The following is a 16,914-nucleotide window of genomic DNA, read 5'->3' as shown; positions in this document are numbered from 1 at the left end:
GAAGATAATGGAATTTGAAACCTTAAAGCTGGTCATCGAAGGCAACGTCGCCACCGTGACCCTGAACCGCCCCGACGTGCGCAATGCCTTCAACGAGACGACGATTGCCGAACTGGCGCGCGCCTTCGAGGGCCTGGGGCGCAGCGACATGGTGCGCGCCATCGTGCTGGCCGCGAACGGCGCGGCCTTTTGCGCCGGCGCGGACTTGAACTGGATGAAGAAGATGGCAGGCTACACGCATGCCGAAAACCAGGCCGACGCGCTGCAGCTGGCGCAGATGCTGCGCACGATTTACCTGTGTCCCAAGCCCGTGGTGGCGAAGATCCAGGGCGACTGCTATGCGGGCGGCATGGGCCTCGTCGCCGCATGCGATATCATTCTGGTTGCGGAAGACGTGCATTTCTGCCTGAGCGAAGTGCGGCTGGGACTGATCCCGGCCACTATTTCACCGTATGTCATCAAGGCCATGGGCGAAAACGCGGCACGCCGCTATTTCCTGACGGCGGAGCGATTCTCCGCCCAGGAAGCGCTGCGCATCGGCTTTGCCCACGAGGTAGTCGAGGCAAGCGCGCTGGACGCGAAAACCGCCGAGGTACTGAAAGCCCTGACGGGCAACAGCCCGCACGCCGTGGCGCAAGCGAAAACGCTGGTGCGCGAGATCGCCGGCCAGCCGGTCGATGACGCGCTGCTGGCGGACACCGCCGAGCGCATCGCGCAGATCCGCGCCTCGGAGCAGGGACGCGAAGGCGTGCAATCGTTCCTCGACAAGCGCAAGCCGGGTTGGCTCATGGGCTAGTTAATAGTCCAAAGCTCATGGACTAAGAATATCATTGGAGCAGTTTTGAAAGCAGAAAAACAATCGGGCTGGGTCGAACGCAGTCTGCGCAGCGTGTGGCATCCGTGCACGCAAATGCAGCATCACGAGACGGTTCCCCTCATCCCCGTCAGCCATGGCCGCGGCGCCTGGCTGTATGACCACGAGGGCCGACGCTACCTGGACGCCATCAGCTCCTGGTGGGTGAACCTGTTCGGCCATGCCAACCCGCGCATCAATGCGGAACTCAAGGATCAACTGGACCGCCTGGAACACGCGATGCTGGCCGGTTTTACGCATGAACCGGTGATCGAGCTGTCGGAAAAACTCTCCGCCTTGACGGGCGGCGTGCTTGGCCACAGTTTTTATGCGTCCGATGGCGCCTCGGCCGTGGAAATCGCCCTGAAAATGAGTTTTCACGCCTGGCGCAACAGCGACAAGGGTGAAAAGCAGGAATTCGTCTGTTTGAAGGGCAGCTACCACGGCGAAACCATCGGCGCCCTGGCCGTTACGGACGTGGCACTGTTCAAGGATGCCTACGGCCCCCTGCTGCGTGCCTCGCAGACGGTGATGTCGCCCGACTTCCGCCAGGCGGCCGAGGGCGAGTCCGCCCAGGACGTGGCCCGCCGCGCCGCCGCCGAAGTCGAACAGCTGTTCCAGCAAAAAGCGGACAAGATCGCCGCCATCATCATCGAGCCGCTGGTGCAGTGCGCCACCGGCATGGCCATGCACGACCCGCTGTACCTGTCGCTGGTGCGCGACCTGTGCGACCGTTATCAAGTCCATCTGATCCTCGACGAAATCGCCGTCGGCTGCGGGCGCACGGGCACCTTCTTTGCTTGCGAACAGGCCGGCATCTGGCCCGATTTCGTCTGCCTGTCGAAGGGCATCAGCGGCGGCTATCTGCCGCTGTCCCTCGTGATGACGCGCGAAGATATTTATCAGGCGTTCTACAGCACCGACGTGCGCCGCGGTTTCCTGCATTCGCACTCGTACACGGGCAACCCGCTGGCTTGCCGCGCGGCGCTGGCGACCCTGTCGATTTTCGAGGAAGACGATGTGCTGGCAGCCAACCGGGTGCGCGCCGAGAAAATCACGCGCGCCCTGGCGCCACTGGCGCAGCATGAAAAAGTCAAACACTTCCGCCAGCAGGGCATGATCTGGGCGTTTGACGCGGTCGATGCGGCGCCCGACTTTTCGCGCCGCTTCTTCAGCACGGCGCTGGAACACGAACTGCTGATGCGCCCCATCGGTTCCACCGTCTACCTGATGCCGCCGTACATCCTCGACGACGAGGAAATCGCGGGCCTGGGCCAGCAGACGCTGGCCGTCTTCAATCATGTGATCGGGGCCTGAGATGGAACTGATCGCGCGATTACAACAGCAGTTGCAAGGACTGGAGGAGCGCAGCCTGATCCGCCGCCGCCGCACCGTCGACACGCCGTGCGCGCCACGCCTGACGGTGGACGGGCGCGCCATGCTGGCCTTTTGCAGCAATGACTACCTGGGCCTGGCGTCGCATCCGCGCATCGTCGCCGCGCTGAAAGAGGGCGCCGACCTGTATGGCGCCGGCAGCGGCGCTTCGCATTTGATCAGCGGCCATAGCCGCGCCCACGCGCAGCTGGAAGAACGGCTGGCGGCTTTCGTGGGCGCCAACCTGGAACAGGCGCGCGCGCTGTATTTCTGCACCGGCTACATGGCGAATCTCGCTGTGCTCACGGCCCTGTCGGCGGGCGACGCGGAGACCGAGATCTTCTCGGAAGCGCTGAACCACGCTTCGCTGATCGACGGCACGCGCCTGGCACGCGTCAAGACGCGCGTGTATCCGCATGCGGACCTCGATGCCCTGACGCTCCTGCTGGCGGAAAGCAAAGCCAAAACGAAAATCGTCGTCACGGACAGCGTCTTCAGCATGGATGGCGACCTGGCGCCGCTGCCCGCGCTGCTGGCCCTGTGCGAGCAGTACGGCGCCTGGCTGGTGGTCGACGACGCGCATGGCTTCGGCGCACTGGGAGCCAATGGCCGCGGCGCGCTGGAACACTTCGGCCTGCACTCACCGCACCTGGTCTACGTGGGCACGCTGGGAAAATCGGCCGGCGTGGGCGGCGCCTTCGTTTGCGCGCACGAAGCCGTAATCGAGACGCTGATCCAGAAGGCCCGCCCCTACATCTTCACCACGGCGGCCGCGCCCGCGCTCGCGCATGCGCTCCTGGCCAGCCTGGACATCATCGCCGGTGAAGAAGGAAAACAACGCCGGATGCACCTGGCCGCGCTGGTGGCGCAATGGAACGAGGGCTTGCAGCTGCAGCGCTGGCAAGCCTTGCCATCGCTCTCCGCCATCCAGCCCGTCATCATCGGCGACAATGCGGACATGCTGGCCGTCGCCGCGAATCTGTACCAGCAAGGCCTGTGGGTCGGCGCCATCCGCCCGCCCACGGTCCCTGCCGGCACGGCGCGCCTGCGCGTAACCCTGTCGGCCGGCCATACGGCGCAGGAAGTGGCGCAATTGATCAACGCAGTCAACACCCTGGAAAGGACTCGCCATGAGCCTTGATGACCCTATCGTGGCGGAAGTGCTGGCGGACCTGGCGCCGGCCGTGCAGCCGGCGCCGGCAGCCATCGGCCTGCCCTCGCGCTTTGCCTGTTTCGTCACCGGCACCGACACGGAAATCGGCAAGACATTGACGTCGTCGGCCCTGCTGCACGCGCTGGTGGCGCGCGGCGTGCGCGCCTGCGGCATGAAGCCCGTGGCCGCCGGCGCCGAGATGCGCGACGGAGAACTGCATAATGAAGACGCCGACAGCCTGATCGCCGCCGGCAACGTCACCATGCTGCGCAGCCTGACCACGCCCTACATGCTGAAGGAACCGGCCGCGCCGCACATCGCCGCCGCGCTCGAAGGCGTGAGCATCGAATCGGTGCCGATCCTGGCCGCCTACCTGGAAATCGCCGCCGCCTCGGACGCCGTCGTGGTCGAAGGCGTGGGCGGTTTCCGCGTGCCGCTGTCGCCCGGTTTCGATTCGGCCGACCTGGCGCAGCAGCTCGACCTGCCCGTGATCCTCGTGGTCGGCATGCGTCTGGGCTGCATCAGCCAGGCCTTGCTGACGGTGGAAGCCATCGAGGCGCGCGGCCTGACGGTGATCGGCTGGGTCGCCAACACCTTGGAAGTGGAAATGCGCTTCCTCGACGAAAATATCGATGCGCTGATCGAGCGCATCCCGGCGCCGCTGCTGGGCAGGGTGCCGCGCCTGGCGCAACCCACTGCGGAAGCGGCGGCCGCGTATCTCGATTTCACCGGCTTGCCCAACTGGCCGGCGCAGCATCCCAACACTTAAACGCATTCAAAAATAGAAACGAAGGAATCACATGTCTCACGTCCAAGAAGCAGCAAAAACCGTCGAACTGCACCGCCCAGCGGCGCGCATCACCGTGCCGGAAGCGGCCACCTGGCCCGTCGCCGACGTGCTGGCCCTGTTCGACCTGCCATTCAATGACTTGATGTTCAAGGCCCAGCAAACCCACCGCGTCAACTTCCCCGACGGCGACGTGGAACTGGCGACCCTGTTGTCGATCAAGACGGGCGGCTGCGAGGAAGACTGCGGCTACTGCCCGCAGGCGGCCCGCTACGACACGGGCGTGGAAGCGAAAAAAATCCTCGACATCGACACGGTGCTCGACGCGGCCCGCCAGGCGAAAGCCAACGGCGCCACGCGCTTCTGCATGGGCGCCGCCTGGCGCAGCCCGAAAGAGCGCGACATGGAAAAAGTCGAAGAGATGGTGACCAAGGTCAAGGCGCTGGGCCTGGAAACATGCGCTACTTTGGGCATGCTGGAAGAGGGACAAGCGGACCGCCTGAAAAACGCGGGCCTGGACTTCTACAACCATAACCTCGATACGGCGCCCGAGTTCTACGACAACGTCATCTCGACGCGCGAATACCAGGACCGCCTCGATACTTTGGGCCGCGTGCGCGAAGCGGGCTTGAAAGTGTGCTGCGGCGGCATCGTCGGCATGGGCGAGACGCGTCTGCAGCGCGCGGGCCTGATCGCCCAGCTGGCGAACCTGAATCCGTACCCGGAATCGGTGCCCGTCAACCACCTGGTGCAGGTGGAGGGCACGCCTTTGTTCGGCCTGGAAGCGCTGGACCCGTTCGAATTCGTGCGCACGATCGCCGTGGCCCGCATCACCATGCCGAAAGCGCGCGTGCGTTTGTCGGCCGGCCGCCGCCAGATGGGCGAAGCCGTGCAAGCCATGTGCTTCCTGGCCGGCGCCAATTCCATCTTCTACGGCGACAAGCTGCTCACCACCGACAACCCGGAAGCGGAAGACGACCGCGTCTTGTTGAATAAACTGGGCTTGCAGACGCGCGGCGCCATGTTGGAATCGGTACAGAAAGAGAAGTGCGGCTGCTGATCCAGCCCTGTCGGGTTACGCCGTGCCGGCTAACCCGACCTACGAATACCGCCTCACCAATGCGTAGGTCGGCTTAGCGCAAAGCGCGTAAGCCGACACGCCAGCACACAACGTCCATGACAAGAGACAGCTGCCCCTTTTTGAGAGAATAGAGAGAGACCATGTTCACTAAAATCCTGATCGCCAACCGCGGCGAAATCGCTTGCCGTGTCGCCGCCACCGCGCGCCGCATGGGCATCCAGACCGTCGCCGTGTATTCGGAGGCGGACGCCAACGCCAAGCACGTCGCCGTCTGCGACGAAGCGGTGCTGATCGGCCCCGCGCCGGCCAAGGAAAGCTATCTGTGCGGCGACAAGATCATCGCCGTGGCGCTGGCCACCGGTGCGCAGGCGATCCACCCCGGCTACGGCTTTTTGTCCGAGAACGCCGACTTCGCCGACGCCTGCCACGCGGCGGGCCTGGTCTTCATCGGCCCGCCGGCGTCCGCCATGCGCGCCATGGGTTCGAAATCGGCCGCCAAGTCGCTGATGGAGAAAGCCAATGTGCCGCTGGTGCCCGGCTACCACGGCGAGAATCAGGATGCGGACTTCTTGCACGGCCAGGCCGACAAGATCGGCTACCCGGTCCTGCTGAAGGCTTCGGCCGGCGGCGGCGGCAAGGGCATGCGCGTCATCGAGAACAGCGCCGACTTCAAGGCCGCGCTGGCCTCGTGCAAGCGCGAAGCGATCAGCTCTTTCGGCGACGACAAGGTGCTGGCCGAAAAATATCTGTCGCGTCCGCGCCATATCGAAATCCAGGTGTTTGCAGACACGCTCGGCAACTGCATCTACCTGTTCGAGCGCGATTGCTCGGTGCAGCGCCGTCACCAGAAGGTGCTGGAAGAAGCGCCGGCGCCGGGCATGCCGGCTGACCGCCGCGCGGCCATGGGCGAGGCGGCCGTCGCCGCCGCCAAGGCCGTCGGCTACGTGGGTGCGGGCACGGTGGAATTCATCGCCAACCAGGATGGCTCGTTCTACTTCATGGAGATGAACACGCGCCTGCAGGTGGAACACCCGGTGACGGAAATGATCACCGGCACCGACTTGGTGGAATGGCAATTGCGCGTCGCCTTTGGCGAGCCGCTGCCGAAAAAACAGAATGAATTGACGATCCACGGCCACGCCATCGAGGCGCGCATCTACGCGGAAAACCCGGAAAAGGGCTTTTTGCCGTCGATCGGCACCCTGCGCCACATGCAGTCGCCATCGGCCGTGACGTTCGAACTGGGCGGCACCGTGGTGCCGGCGTCCGTGCGCATCGATTCGGGCGTGCGCGAAGGCGACGCCATCTCGCCGTTCTACGACCCGATGATCGCCAAGCTGATCGTCTGGGGCGTGGACCGCCGCGAAGCGCTGGCGCGCATGGCGCAGGCGCTGTCCGACTACCAGATCGTCGGCCTGGCCAGCAATATCGCCTTTTTAAAACGCCTGGTCGAAGGCCAGGCATTCAGCTCGGCGGATCTCGATACGGGTTTGATCGAGCGCAATCAAGCGTCGCTGTTCCCCGCCCTGCAAGCAGCGCCAGACACGGCCCTGGCGCTGGCATCCGTCGCCCTGCTGCTGGAAGAAAAAACGGCCGCCGAAGCGCAGTCGGCCAACCGCGCCGACCCGTGGGGCAATGTCCTGGGCTGGCGCCTCAACAGCACCCTGGGGCGCAGCCTGTCATTCGCCGATGAATTCGCATTGGCCAGCGACGACAAAACCTATGCCGCGCGCATCGCCTACAAGACCGATGGCTGGCTGTTCAACGGCCAGACTCTCACTTTGACGGCGCGCAAAGGCAACGAGCTGCACATCAAGCTCGGTGAACGTGCCGTGCATGGCACGGTGCTGCGCGACGGCGAGCAGTTCCACGTATTCACCGGCGGCTTGCATTACACGCTGCACTACAGCGACCCGATGGCGCATGCGGGCGAAGTCGAAGCGGAAGGCGGCCGCCTGACGGCGCCGATGCCGGGCAAGGTCGTCGCCGTGCTGGTCAACAAAGGGCAGGACGTCAGGAAGGGCGAGCCTTTGGTCATCATGGAAGCGATGAAGATGGAGCACACGATCGCCGCGCCGCATGACGGCCTGGTGGAAGACGTGCTGTACGCGGTCGGCGACCAGGTGGCCGATGGCGCGCCGCTGCTGGCTTTCAAGGCTGCCGCATAGAGGCAGCCACGATGCGCATCCTTTTACAACGCTCGGACGGCAAGGAAGCGGCGTGGATCGCCGATTTTAAAGACTTGCTGCCCGAAGCTGAAATCCACTTCTGGCGCGAAGGCGAGACGTTCGCGCCATGCGATTATGCCGTCGTGTGGCAGCCGCCCGCCGCCATGCTGCCGGCATTGAGCGAAGTCAAAGCCATCTTCAACACGGGCGCCGGCGTCGACGCGCTGTTGAAGTTCGGCGACGCGCTGCCGGCCCACGTGCCGCTGGTGCGCCTCGACGACGCGGGCATGGGCGTGCAGATGGCCGAATATGTGAGCCACGCCGTGCTGCGCCACTTCCGCCGCTTCGACGACTACGAGGCGCAGGGCCGCGCCGGCATCTGGCAGCCGCTGCCCGCCTTCGACAAGGCCGATTTTCCCGTCGGCGTGCTGGGCATGGGCGTGCTGGGCACGCGCGTGCTGCAAGCGCTGGCGCAGTTCGAATTTCCCCTGCGGGGCTGGAGCCGCAGCCGGAAGCACATCGATGGCGTGCAGTGTTTTGCGGGCGAAGAGGGGCTCGATGCCTTTTTGCGCGGCACGCGCGTGCTGGTGTGCATGCTGCCGCTCACGCCGGACACGCACAACCTGCTCGACCGTGCCCGCCTGTCGATGCTGCTGCCGGGCGCCTACGTCATCAACGTGGCGCGCGGCGCGCATCTGGCCGAACCGGACTTATTGACGTTGATCCGCTCCGGGCATATCGCCGGGGCGACCCTCGACGTGTTCCGCAACGAGCCGCTGCCGCAGCAGCACCCGTTCTGGCAAGAACCGCGCATCACCATCACGCCGCATATTTCGGCCGCCACCCTGCGCCGCGAAAGCGTGGCGCAGATCGCCGCCAAGATGCGCCGCCTGCACGCCGGAGAGCTTGTGGCCGGCATCGTCAACCGTTTGCAAGGATATTGAGATGAACCCTACTACCAGTTTGCCCAAGCAGGTCAAGATCGTCGAAGTGGGCCCGCGCGACGGCCTGCAAAACGAGAAGGAAACCATCAGCGCCGCCGTCAAGATCGAGCTGGTCGACCGCCTGACGCTGGCCGGCTTCGCCAACATCGAGGCGGCGTCGTTCGTTTCGCCGAAATGGGTGCCGCAGATGGCCACCAGCGCGGAAGTGATGGAGAGAATCGCGCGCCGCCCGGGCACCATTTATTCGGCGCTGACGCCGAACATGCAGGGTTTCGATGCCGCCTTGGCGGCAAAAGCCGATGAAGTGGTGATTTTCGGCTCGGCATCGGAGGCGTTCTCGCAAAAGAACATCAACTGCTCGATCGCCGAATCGATCGCCCGCTTCGAAGGCGTGGCGAAAGCGGCCAAGGAACACGGCCTGCGCCTGCGCGGCAGCATCAGCTGCGCCTTCGGCTGCCCCTACCAGGGAGACGTGCCGCTCGACGCCGTGGCCGACGTGGTGGGCCGCATGCGCGACCTCGGTTGCGACGAGATCGACATCGCCGACACCATCGGCGTGGCCACGCCGAGAAAGACGCAGGCGGTGATGCAGCGCGCCATCGCGGCTTTCCACGTGGGCGGCCTGTCCGGCCACTTCCACGACACCTACGGCCAGGCGCTGGCCAACATCTACGCCAGCCTGGAAACGGGCATTGCGATCTATCACTCATCCGTCTCGGGCCTGGGTGGCTGCCCGTACGCCAAGGGCGCCACCGGTAACGTGGCCACCGAGGACGTGCTGTACATGATGCAAGGGCTGGGGATCGCCACCGGCATCGACCTGGACCTGGTGGTCGACGCGGGGCAGTTCATTGCGCAGCAGCTGGGGCGCAAGGGTTCCAGCCGAGCGGGTAATGCGATTGCGGCGAAACGCCTCGCGGCGTAGGTCGGATTAGCGCGCAAGCGCGTAATCCGACGCCACCAGCGCCATGGCCATGGCCATGGCCAACACTGTTGTCGGGTTACGCGCTTTGCGCTAACCCGACCTACCTGACCTGCCTGAACCATACGGACGAAAAAAAACCCAAGAGCCGAAACTCTTGGGTTTTTTTCTACAAATTTGGTCGGAGTACAAGGATTCGAACCTTGGACCCCCTGGTCCCAAACCAGGTGCGCTACCGGGCTGCGCCACACTCCGAAGACCAAGATAATACAGGCCGTATCGACTTCGGTCAAGGGTCAGGTGAAACTCTGTGTAAATTATTTACGCGCGGCACTGCGACTCATGTATTTTTCAAAACGATTGAAGTATGCGACACTGGGTTTGCAAGTTTTCCCGATCAGACATGAAGGCGACGACGGCAATGGAGTTCAGGATAGAAAGAAGCAGCGGCGGCGGCCAGCCCATGCCAAATCGCCGCGGCATCGCGCTGGGCGTCGGCGTGTCCTTGCTGCTGCATGGCGCCTTGATCTATCTGTGGCGCCACGTCCAGCCACCTGTGCCGCCGGACACGGCACCGCGCGTGGAATCGATCGCCGTGTGGATACGTCCGCTGGCCGCCAAGCCCCCGCCGCCGCCTGTCGAGGTCGTCAAGCCGAAGCGCGAACCCAAGCCCATCAGCAAACAGAAACACGCCGCTGTCCGCGAAACGCCGGCGGCGGCCACAACACCAGTGGCCAGCCCGCAAGCCATCACGGTGGTCCCGGCAACGCCGGCGGTCAGTCCCGATACCTTCAGGCAAGAAACTCCGGAAACGCCCAAGTTCGACATGGAAGCGGCCAGACGCACGGCGCGCAAGATGGCGGGCGAGCGCGACCCGTCCAAGGTGGGCACGGCCGTGGGGCAAATCCCCGGCAAGCCCCTGCAAACGGAAAGCCAGCTGGCGCGCGATATCGCGCAAGGCAAACGCGGCGATTGCCGCACCGCCTATTCCGGCGCAGGCTTGCTGGCGCCCGTGCTGATGTTACTGGACAAGAAGGATAGCGGCTGCAAGTGGTAACGATCTGGCAATATATCCATCTTGGCTAGGCCATCATCACATTATTCCTGCCCCTTCAACTGCAACGCCCGCTCATACAGGGCGTTTTTCTTGCGGCCCGTGATCTGCGCCGTCAGATTCGCCGCCTGCTTGACGCTGCATTCGGCCAACAGGATGTTCAGGATGCGTTCCGCTTCCACGTCTTCCGCATCCTGCGCTTGCGTGGCGCCTTCGAGCAGGACGACGAATTCTCCCTTTTCGCGGTGCGCGTCGGCACGGATCCAGCTTTCCGCTTCGGACAGGGGGCAGCGGTGGATTTCCTCGAACAGTTTCGTCAGTTCGCGCGCGAACACCACCTGGCGCGTCGGCTCGAACGCTTCCACCAGGGCCGTGGCGCAGTCGAGGATGCGGTGCGGTGCCTCATAAAACACCATCGTGGCCGTTACGCCGCGCAGGCTGTGCAAGATGTTTTCGCGCTGCTTGGCCTTGGCTGGCAGGAAGCCGACAAAGTAGAACTGGTCGTTCAACAGCCCGCTGGCGGAAATGGCGGTAATCGCCGCCGACGGGCCGGGCAGGGGCAGCACGCGCAATCCCGCCGCGCGCACGGCGTCGACGATGCGCGCGCCGGGGTCGGACACGGCGGGCGTGCCCGCGTCCGAGACGAGGGCGATGCGCTCGCCCGCGTGCAGGCGCGCGATCAAGGTCTGCGCCACTTCGCGCTCATTATGTTGATGCGCCGCAATCAATGGCTTGTTCAAGCCGAAGCGCGTCAGCAGGTGCGCCGTGTTGCGCGTATCTTCACAGGCGACGGCATCGGCAAGGCTCAGCAAGTGCAGCGCGCGCAGGCTGATATCGGTCACATTACCGATGGGCGTGGCCACTATATACAATGTTGCGATAGGATAGACCTGGTGCGCCGCCTCTGTCATGATGGGCAGGCTGGCGATGGAACTGATTTCTTGTACGGTCATTTTGGAGGTTGAATGCTTGCTAATAGTGTGAAGTTACTGCTTGTTTGTGCCGCGACCGGCATGCTGAGCGCTTGCAGCACGCCTTGCGACGCGCCCGGGCAATTGTGCGCGCCTATTGAATCTAACACAAGGGCGCTGCCGCCACCGAAGCCGCTGCCGCCTCCCGTGCCGCCCAAGCCGCCCGCGCCCGAACCGGTGACGTTTGCCGTGGCCGTGCCCGATATTACCGCGTACGACGGCAGCGGCGCGCCGCTGGCGCCCACCACCACCAAGCCGGCAACGGGCACGCCGCAGGACATGCCGGCCGCCACGGCGCCGGCGCCGTCCGACGGCAATCTGCACCATATCGGCCTGCTGCTGCCGCTGCGCTCGGCGTCCCTGGGCCCGGCCGCCGAACTGCTGCGCGCCGGTTTCATGGCCGCGTATGAGCGCGACCGCAGCGGCTTCGAAGTAACGGTGATCGACACGGGCGACGGCAGCACCGACGTGCTGAACAAGTTTGCGCAAGCGCAAGAGGAACAGGACGTCGTCGTGGGGCCTTTGTCGCGCTCGGCCGTGACGGCCGTGGCGAACAGCGACCTGGTGCGTAAACCAACGATCGCCCTGAACCACCCGGACAACCGCGGCGAAGCGCGCCTTCCGGCCAAGCTGCTGGTGATGGGCCTGTCGATCGAGGCGGAAGCGCGTCAGGTCGCCGCCTGGGCCGCGAGCGAACAGCCGGGCGCCAGCGCGCTGATCCTGTCGGCCGGTTCGCCTTCGCAGCGCCGCATCAGCGCCGCCTTCAAGCAGGAATGGCTGCGCCAGGGCGGCAAGGTCGATGTGATGGACTTGACGGCCACGAATGGCTACCTCAGCGATGCGGAACTGGTGCAACTGCGCGCGCGCCTGGCCGCCACGCCGCCGGGCCTGCTGTTTGCCGCGCTCGACGCCGACCAGGCGCGCCAGCTGCGCGTGGCCATCGGCAGCGATCTGCCCCTGTATGGCACCTCGTCACTGAACCCCGGCGCCGGGCGCGGCGCCAGCGGTCCCGAACTCGACGGCGCGCGCCTGCTGGACCTGCCATGGCAGGTGCGGCGCGACCATCCGCAAGTGATGGTGTATCCGCAGCCGCCGCAGCCGGCGGACGCCCGTTTGACGGCCGACATGGAACGCCTGTACGCGCTGGGCATCGATGCCTTCCGCGTGGCGCGCGAAGTGGCGCTGCGGCCGAACGCGCCATTCACGCTCGATGGCGTGACGGGCCGCCTGGCCGTGCGCTTTGAGAATGATCAAAGCTTGTTCGAACGCACGGAACAGGCCGCCACCTACCAGCAGGGCGTGCTGGGCACCTGGCCACCGGCCCCGCCGGCCGCGCCGCCGGTACAATAAGGACACCGCCATGCCGCCCTTCTGGAACAAACGGGAACGGGGACGGCAGGGGGAAGATGATGCGCTCGCGTATCTGTTGCTGCAAGGCTTGGTGCTGCTGGAACGCAATTATCTGTGCAAGGGCGGCGAGCTGGACCTGATCATGCGCGATGGCGCCTCCATCGTCTTCGTCGAAGTGCGGCTGCGCAGCAGTGCCAGCTTCGGCGGTGCCCTGGCCAGCATCACGCCAGCCAAGCAGCGGCGCATGGTGGTGGCCGCGCAAACCTGGCTGCTGGGACAAAAAACCGTGCCGCCATGCCGCTTCGACGCGCTGGCCATCGATGGCGGGCGCATCAGCTGGCTGAAGAACATCCTCGATATGTAAGCATTTTTAACAGTGCTTGTCCGCCATGCCGCGCGCCTGCACTATAATCGGCAGACTATGAATAATCAACGCATCCTCTCGCACTTCCACGAAAGTGCCGAACTCAAGATCCAGGCAGCCACCGTACTGGCGCAACCCATTGCGCAGGCGATCGACCTGATGTTTTATGCATTGTCCAACGGCAACAAGATCCTCGCCTGCGGCAACGGCGGTTCCGCCGCCGATTGCCAGCATTTCGCGGCCGAGCTGGTCGGACGCTTCGAACGCGAGCGCTTTCCGCTGCCGGCCCTGGCGCTGACGACGGATACGTCGATCCTGACGGCCGTGGCCAACGACTACAGCTACCGCGAGATCTTCTCGAAGCAGGTGCAGGCCTTCGGCCAGGCCGGCGACATCCTGCTGGCCATCTCCACGTCGGGCAATTCGGCCAACGTGATGGCGGCCGTGGAAGCGGCGCTCGAGCGCGAAATGCGCGTCGTGGCGCTGACGGGCAAGGACGGCGGCGCCATCGGCAAGATGCTGACGGACGCCGACGTGCATATCTGCGTGCCGGCCGAGCGCACGGCGCGCATCCAGGAAGTCCACCTGACCACCATACATTGCATCTGCGACGGCATCGACGTCGCGCTATTCGGAGGAGACGTGAATGACTAAATTCGGTACTGGCCCAGGCTGGAAACGCGTACAACGCCCGCTGGCCACCGCACTGCTGTGCGGCGCCATGCTCACTTCGCTCACCGGCTGCATCGAATTGATGGTCGGCGGCGCGGTGATGGGCGGCGTTGCCGCGGCGGACCGCCGCACCCTGGGCGCCCAGACCGAAGACAAGTCGATCGCCGTCAAGGGCGAGGCGCGCATCCCGTCCATCGTCGGCGATGCGGGGCACGTGAACGTCACCAGCTTCAACCGCCGTGTCCTGCTGACGGGCGAAGTGCGCGACGAGGCGATGAAAAATGCCGTCGAGCGCGAAGTGCGCAATATCGAGGGCGTGGAGTCGGTGGCCAATGAGTTGATCATCGCCGGACCGGCCAGCTATACCTCGCGCTCGAACGACGCGCTGATCACCACCAAGGTCAAGGCCAGCCTGGTCGACATGAAAACCATCTCGGCCGCCTCGTTCAAGGTCGTCACGGAAAACGGCACCGTCTTCCTGATGGGCCGCGTGACCCAGCGCGAAGGCACGGTCGCGGCCGACGTGGCGCGCGGCGTGGGCGGCGTGCAGAAAGTGGTCAAGCTGTTCGACTACATTTCGGAAGCGGAACTGAAGCAATTGCAGCCCGATCCGCCGCAGCAGCGCACGACCAGCACGGTCAGCGATACGGTCCAGCAATAAACGCCTCCGCCGTTTGACCTACGGCGCCAGACTGACGATGCGTCTATAATGGCCGCATCGTTGCTCTACATTAGTGAAACTTTGCCATGTCCACTTCGCCCTCCGCAAGCAAGTCCTGGATCAAGCCAGCCCTCGTCGCCGTGTTCGTGGCGGGCGTGGCTGCGGCCGGCTATCTGTCGCTCAATGACAAGCAAAGCGCGCCGGACGTGACTTTCCACGGCATCCATGGCGAGAAAATCACTTCGGCCAGCCTGCGCGGCAAGGTGGTGATGGTCAATTTCTGGGCCACTTCGTGCACCACCTGCGTGGCGGAAATGCCGGACATGATCGACACCTACAACAAGTACAAGGGGCAGGGCCTGGAGTTCGTGGCCGTGGCCATGAAATACGATCCGGCCAACTACGTGCTGAACTTCGCCGAAACGCGCCAGCTGCCGTTCAAGGTGGCGCTCGACGTGACGGGCGAAGCGGCCAAGGCCTACGGCGACGTGGCCCTCACGCCCACCACCTTCGTGCTCGACAAGCAGGGCAAGATCCTCAAGCGCTACGTGGGCAAGCCGGAATTTGCCGAACTGCACAAGTTGCTCGAATCGGCCATCGCGGGCTAAGACACCGCGCAAACACCGCACAAAACCCTGTTGCCAAGCGTTGTCAATCTGTTATAACCTTCCCAGGCGTGATCCCATTCACCTTGTGAAGGCCAGCCGTGTCCACAGCCGCTCCATCGCTCGACCCGCAGCAACTGAAAGCCTGGCTGCTTGCCACCGGCAACAAGGACGCCACGGCCTTCCGCCAGCTGTATAACTCCACATCATCGAAACTGTTTGGCTTCGCGCTGCGTATATTGCATAAGCAAGAGCTCGCTGAAGAGGCCTTGCAAGAGGGGTTCGTCGCCATCTGGAACAACGCCGCCGCTTACCAGAGCCATCTGGCCGCGCCGATGACCTGGATGGCCACCATCGTGCGCAACAAGGCGTTCGATGTGCTGCGGCGCAGCGACGATACCGTGGAAATCGATGCCGAACAGTTTGATAGCGAAGTCATGAATGCACTCCGGGACCCCCAGGCCACGCCGATCGAATCGCTGCAGCTGAGCGGTGACGCCAAGGCGCTGGCGTTTTGCATGTCGGCCCTGGAAGGGCTGCACCGGCAGGTGGTGGCCCTGGCGTTCTATCACGACCTGTCGCACAGCGAAGTGGCGCAGCAGATGTCGCTGCCGATCGGCACCGTGAAGACGTGGATACGCCGCAGCCTGGAACGGCTGCGCACGTGCCTGGCGAAACGGGAGGCATCATGAATATCCGCGGCAATGACGCGCTGCGCCAGAAACTGGCGTCCGAATACGTGCTGGGCACCCTGAAAGGGGGCGCGCGGCGGCGTTTCGAAGGCTGGCTGCACAACGACGCCGACTTGCGCAATATCACGGCCGAATGGCGCCAGCGCCTGGAACCGATGGCCGAATTCGCCACGCCCGTGGCGCCGCCCAAGCGCGTGTGGCAGCAGATCGAGCAGCGCCTGCACCTGAAGCCGCAGGGCGGCTGGTCCTGGTTCCGCGATGCGCTGTCGTTCTGGCGTGGCCTGGGCATGGCCTCGAGCGCCATCGCCGCGCTGCTGGTGATCGTCTTGGCCACGCGCGTGATGGAGGCGCCGCAGATCAGCTATGTCGCCAGCCTGACGGACGAGAAGGCGCAAACGGCATTGCTGCTGACGGCCGACAGCCGCCACGGCGCGCTCGAAGTGCGCATGGTGGCCAACGCGCCCGTGCCGGCCGAGCGCGACCTGGAACTGTGGGCCGTGCCGAAGAGCGGCAACCCGCGCTCCCTGGGCTTGCTGGCAGACAAGGGCAACGTGAAACTGGCCCTGTCGCAGCGCGCCATCGGCAACGACGTGGCCTTGCTGGCCGTCACCCTGGAGCCGAAAGGCGGTTCGCCGAATCCGAACGGACCGACGGGACCCGTTTTGTATAAAGGTAACTGGGTAAAAATTTAACCCTAACGCAAAATCCGGGGTCAGACCCGTCGGGTCTGACCCCAGCAGTTGATTTGGGTTGCTTACCTTACTTTGGATACAGAATCATCTGCGTGCAGCGGAAGAGGGCAATCGTCTTGCCCGTTTCCTTGCTTTTCACCACGGCATCCCACACTTGCGTGTTGCGGCCCTTGTGCTCGACTTTCGCCGTGCAGATCAGCGTGCCTTCGCGGGCCGTGCCCAGGTGGTTCGATTTCAATTCGATGGTCGTAAAATTGTTGGCGCCCTCGGGCAGGTTGACGATGCAGCCATAGCCGGACGCCGTGTCGGCCAAGGTCACCACGCTGCCCGCGTGCAGGTAGCCGTTCGGCGCCAGCAGATGCGGCAGCACGGGCAATTCCGCCGTCAGCTGGCCGTCGCCCACGGCCGTGATGACGATGCCCAGGTGGCCGGGCAAGCGGCCCGTGCCGCGTTCATTCAACATTGCTACGGTGATGTCGGGATTGCTCATGCTGGTCCTTGTGCGGGTGAGTCCGGACAGTGGATACGCCGGAAAATACTATGATGATAGCAACTTTCCCCGCAACGGTTT

General features: G+C 64.4%; 18 protein-coding genes and 1 tRNA gene. 16 read left to right on the top strand and 3 right to left on the bottom strand.

Annotated features, from left to right (window positions below; all coding sequences use genetic code 11):
• Window positions 1–7: 7 nt before the first annotated feature.
• The 8 genes from CSQ95_RS01960 to CSQ95_RS01925 all read left to right on the top strand — a co-directional run bounded on the left by CSQ95_RS01960 (window position 8) and on the right by CSQ95_RS01925 (window position 9,285).
• The gene (locus CSQ95_RS01960) at window positions 8–796 is read left to right on the top strand and encodes an enoyl-CoA hydratase/isomerase family protein (protein WP_076564571.1); all 789 of its coding nucleotides are present in this window, start codon (window positions 8–10) and stop codon (window positions 794–796) included.
• Between the two features lie 45 nt (window positions 797–841).
• Window positions 842–2,170, top strand: a complete 1,329-nt coding sequence (gene bioA, locus CSQ95_RS01955) for an adenosylmethionine--8-amino-7-oxononanoate transaminase (RefSeq protein ID WP_099408244.1) — start codon at window positions 842–844, stop codon at window positions 2,168–2,170.
• Between the two features lies 1 nt (window position 2,171).
• Complete coding sequence (bioF, locus tag CSQ95_RS01950) at window positions 2,172–3,368, top strand: 8-amino-7-oxononanoate synthase (protein WP_099408243.1); 1,197 nt, start codon at window positions 2,172–2,174, stop codon at window positions 3,366–3,368.
• The gene (gene bioD, locus CSQ95_RS01945) at window positions 3,358–4,149 is read left to right on the top strand and encodes a dethiobiotin synthase (protein WP_099408242.1); all 792 of its coding nucleotides are present in this window, start codon (window positions 3,358–3,360) and stop codon (window positions 4,147–4,149) included. The genes bioF and bioD overlap by 11 nt, the downstream gene beginning before the upstream one ends.
• 31 nt (window positions 4,150–4,180) lie before the next feature.
• Window positions 4,181–5,227 carry a biotin synthase BioB gene (gene bioB / locus CSQ95_RS01940; protein ID WP_070288973.1) on the top strand — a complete coding sequence of 349 codons (1,047 nt, stop codon included), beginning with the start codon at window positions 4,181–4,183 and terminating at the stop codon, window positions 5,225–5,227.
• Between the two features lie 161 nt (window positions 5,228–5,388).
• Window positions 5,389–7,416, top strand: coding sequence for an acetyl/propionyl/methylcrotonyl-CoA carboxylase subunit alpha (locus tag CSQ95_RS01935; protein WP_099408241.1), 2,028 nt, complete (start codon window positions 5,389–5,391; stop codon window positions 7,414–7,416).
• A gap of 11 nt (window positions 7,417–7,427) precedes the next feature.
• The gene (locus CSQ95_RS01930; protein ID WP_099408240.1) at window positions 7,428–8,360 is read left to right on the top strand and encodes a glyoxylate/hydroxypyruvate reductase A; all 933 of its coding nucleotides are present in this window, start codon (window positions 7,428–7,430) and stop codon (window positions 8,358–8,360) included.
• Window position 8,361: 1 nt separating this feature from the next.
• Complete coding sequence (locus tag CSQ95_RS01925) at window positions 8,362–9,285, top strand: hydroxymethylglutaryl-CoA lyase (protein WP_099408239.1); 924 nt, start codon at window positions 8,362–8,364, stop codon at window positions 9,283–9,285.
• A gap of 175 nt (window positions 9,286–9,460) precedes the next feature.
• Here the strand turns inward: CSQ95_RS01925 and CSQ95_RS01920 are convergent.
• Window positions 9,461–9,537, bottom strand: a tRNA-Pro gene (locus CSQ95_RS01920).
• 208 nt (window positions 9,538–9,745) lie between these two features.
• On the opposite strand from CSQ95_RS01920, the gene CSQ95_RS01915 reads away from it, so the two are divergent.
• Window positions 9,746–10,339 carry a hypothetical protein gene (locus CSQ95_RS01915; protein WP_099408238.1) on the top strand — a complete coding sequence of 198 codons (594 nt, stop codon included), beginning with the start codon at window positions 9,746–9,748 and terminating at the stop codon, window positions 10,337–10,339.
• 41 nt (window positions 10,340–10,380) lie between these two features.
• Here the strand turns inward: CSQ95_RS01915 and rsmI are convergent, their stop codons facing one another.
• Window positions 10,381–11,289 (bottom strand): 16S rRNA (cytidine(1402)-2'-O)-methyltransferase, encoded by a 909-nt coding sequence (gene rsmI / locus CSQ95_RS01910; RefSeq protein WP_070223188.1) that lies wholly within the window; start codon window positions 11,287–11,289, stop codon window positions 10,381–10,383.
• A gap of 165 nt (window positions 11,290–11,454) precedes the next feature.
• Here rsmI and CSQ95_RS01905 point away from each other — a divergent pair, with 165 nt between their 5' ends.
• The 7 genes from CSQ95_RS01905 (at window position 11,455) to CSQ95_RS01875 (ending at window position 16,343) form a co-directional block, all read left to right on the top strand.
• The gene (locus CSQ95_RS01905; RefSeq protein ID WP_099408237.1) at window positions 11,455–12,657 is read left to right on the top strand and encodes a penicillin-binding protein activator; all 1,203 of its coding nucleotides are present in this window, start codon (window positions 11,455–11,457) and stop codon (window positions 12,655–12,657) included.
• Between the two features lie 10 nt (window positions 12,658–12,667).
• Window positions 12,668–13,021, top strand: coding sequence for a YraN family protein (locus CSQ95_RS01900; RefSeq protein ID WP_099408236.1), 354 nt, complete (start codon window positions 12,668–12,670; stop codon window positions 13,019–13,021).
• Window positions 13,022–13,078: 57 nt separating this feature from the next.
• Window positions 13,079–13,675: a phosphoheptose isomerase gene (locus tag CSQ95_RS01895; protein WP_034752465.1), complete on the top strand. Its 597-nt coding sequence runs from the start codon at window positions 13,079–13,081 to the stop codon at window positions 13,673–13,675.
• Window positions 13,668–14,354 carry a BON domain-containing protein gene (locus CSQ95_RS01890; RefSeq protein WP_070223194.1) on the top strand — a complete coding sequence of 229 codons (687 nt, stop codon included), beginning with the start codon at window positions 13,668–13,670 and terminating at the stop codon, window positions 14,352–14,354. Before CSQ95_RS01895 ends, CSQ95_RS01890 begins: the two co-directional genes overlap by 8 nt.
• Window positions 14,355–14,440: 86 nt before the next feature.
• Complete coding sequence (locus CSQ95_RS01885; protein ID WP_099408235.1) at window positions 14,441–14,962, top strand: peroxiredoxin; 522 nt, start codon at window positions 14,441–14,443, stop codon at window positions 14,960–14,962.
• A gap of 98 nt (window positions 14,963–15,060) precedes the next feature.
• Window positions 15,061–15,651, top strand: coding sequence for a sigma-70 family RNA polymerase sigma factor (locus tag CSQ95_RS01880; RefSeq protein WP_099408234.1), 591 nt, complete (start codon window positions 15,061–15,063; stop codon window positions 15,649–15,651).
• Window positions 15,648–16,343 carry an anti-sigma factor domain-containing protein gene (locus CSQ95_RS01875; RefSeq protein ID WP_099408233.1) on the top strand — a complete coding sequence of 232 codons (696 nt, stop codon included), beginning with the start codon at window positions 15,648–15,650 and terminating at the stop codon, window positions 16,341–16,343. The genes CSQ95_RS01880 and CSQ95_RS01875 overlap by 4 nt, the downstream gene beginning before the upstream one ends.
• Window positions 16,344–16,410: 67 nt before the next feature.
• On the opposite strand, the gene CSQ95_RS01870 is transcribed toward CSQ95_RS01875, so the two are convergent.
• The gene (locus CSQ95_RS01870) at window positions 16,411–16,833 is read right to left on the bottom strand and encodes a PaaI family thioesterase (protein ID WP_099408232.1); all 423 of its coding nucleotides are present in this window, start codon (window positions 16,831–16,833) and stop codon (window positions 16,411–16,413) included.
• Window positions 16,834–16,914 lie beyond the last annotated feature (81 nt).

Origin of the sequence: Janthinobacterium sp. BJB304 (assembly GCF_002735765.1) — a bacterium.
Classification (GTDB): Bacteria; Pseudomonadota; Gammaproteobacteria; order Burkholderiales; family Burkholderiaceae_D; genus Janthinobacterium.
The sequence above is the reverse complement of the archived record's forward strand: the minus strand, read 5'-3'. Positions and strand labels throughout refer to the sequence as shown.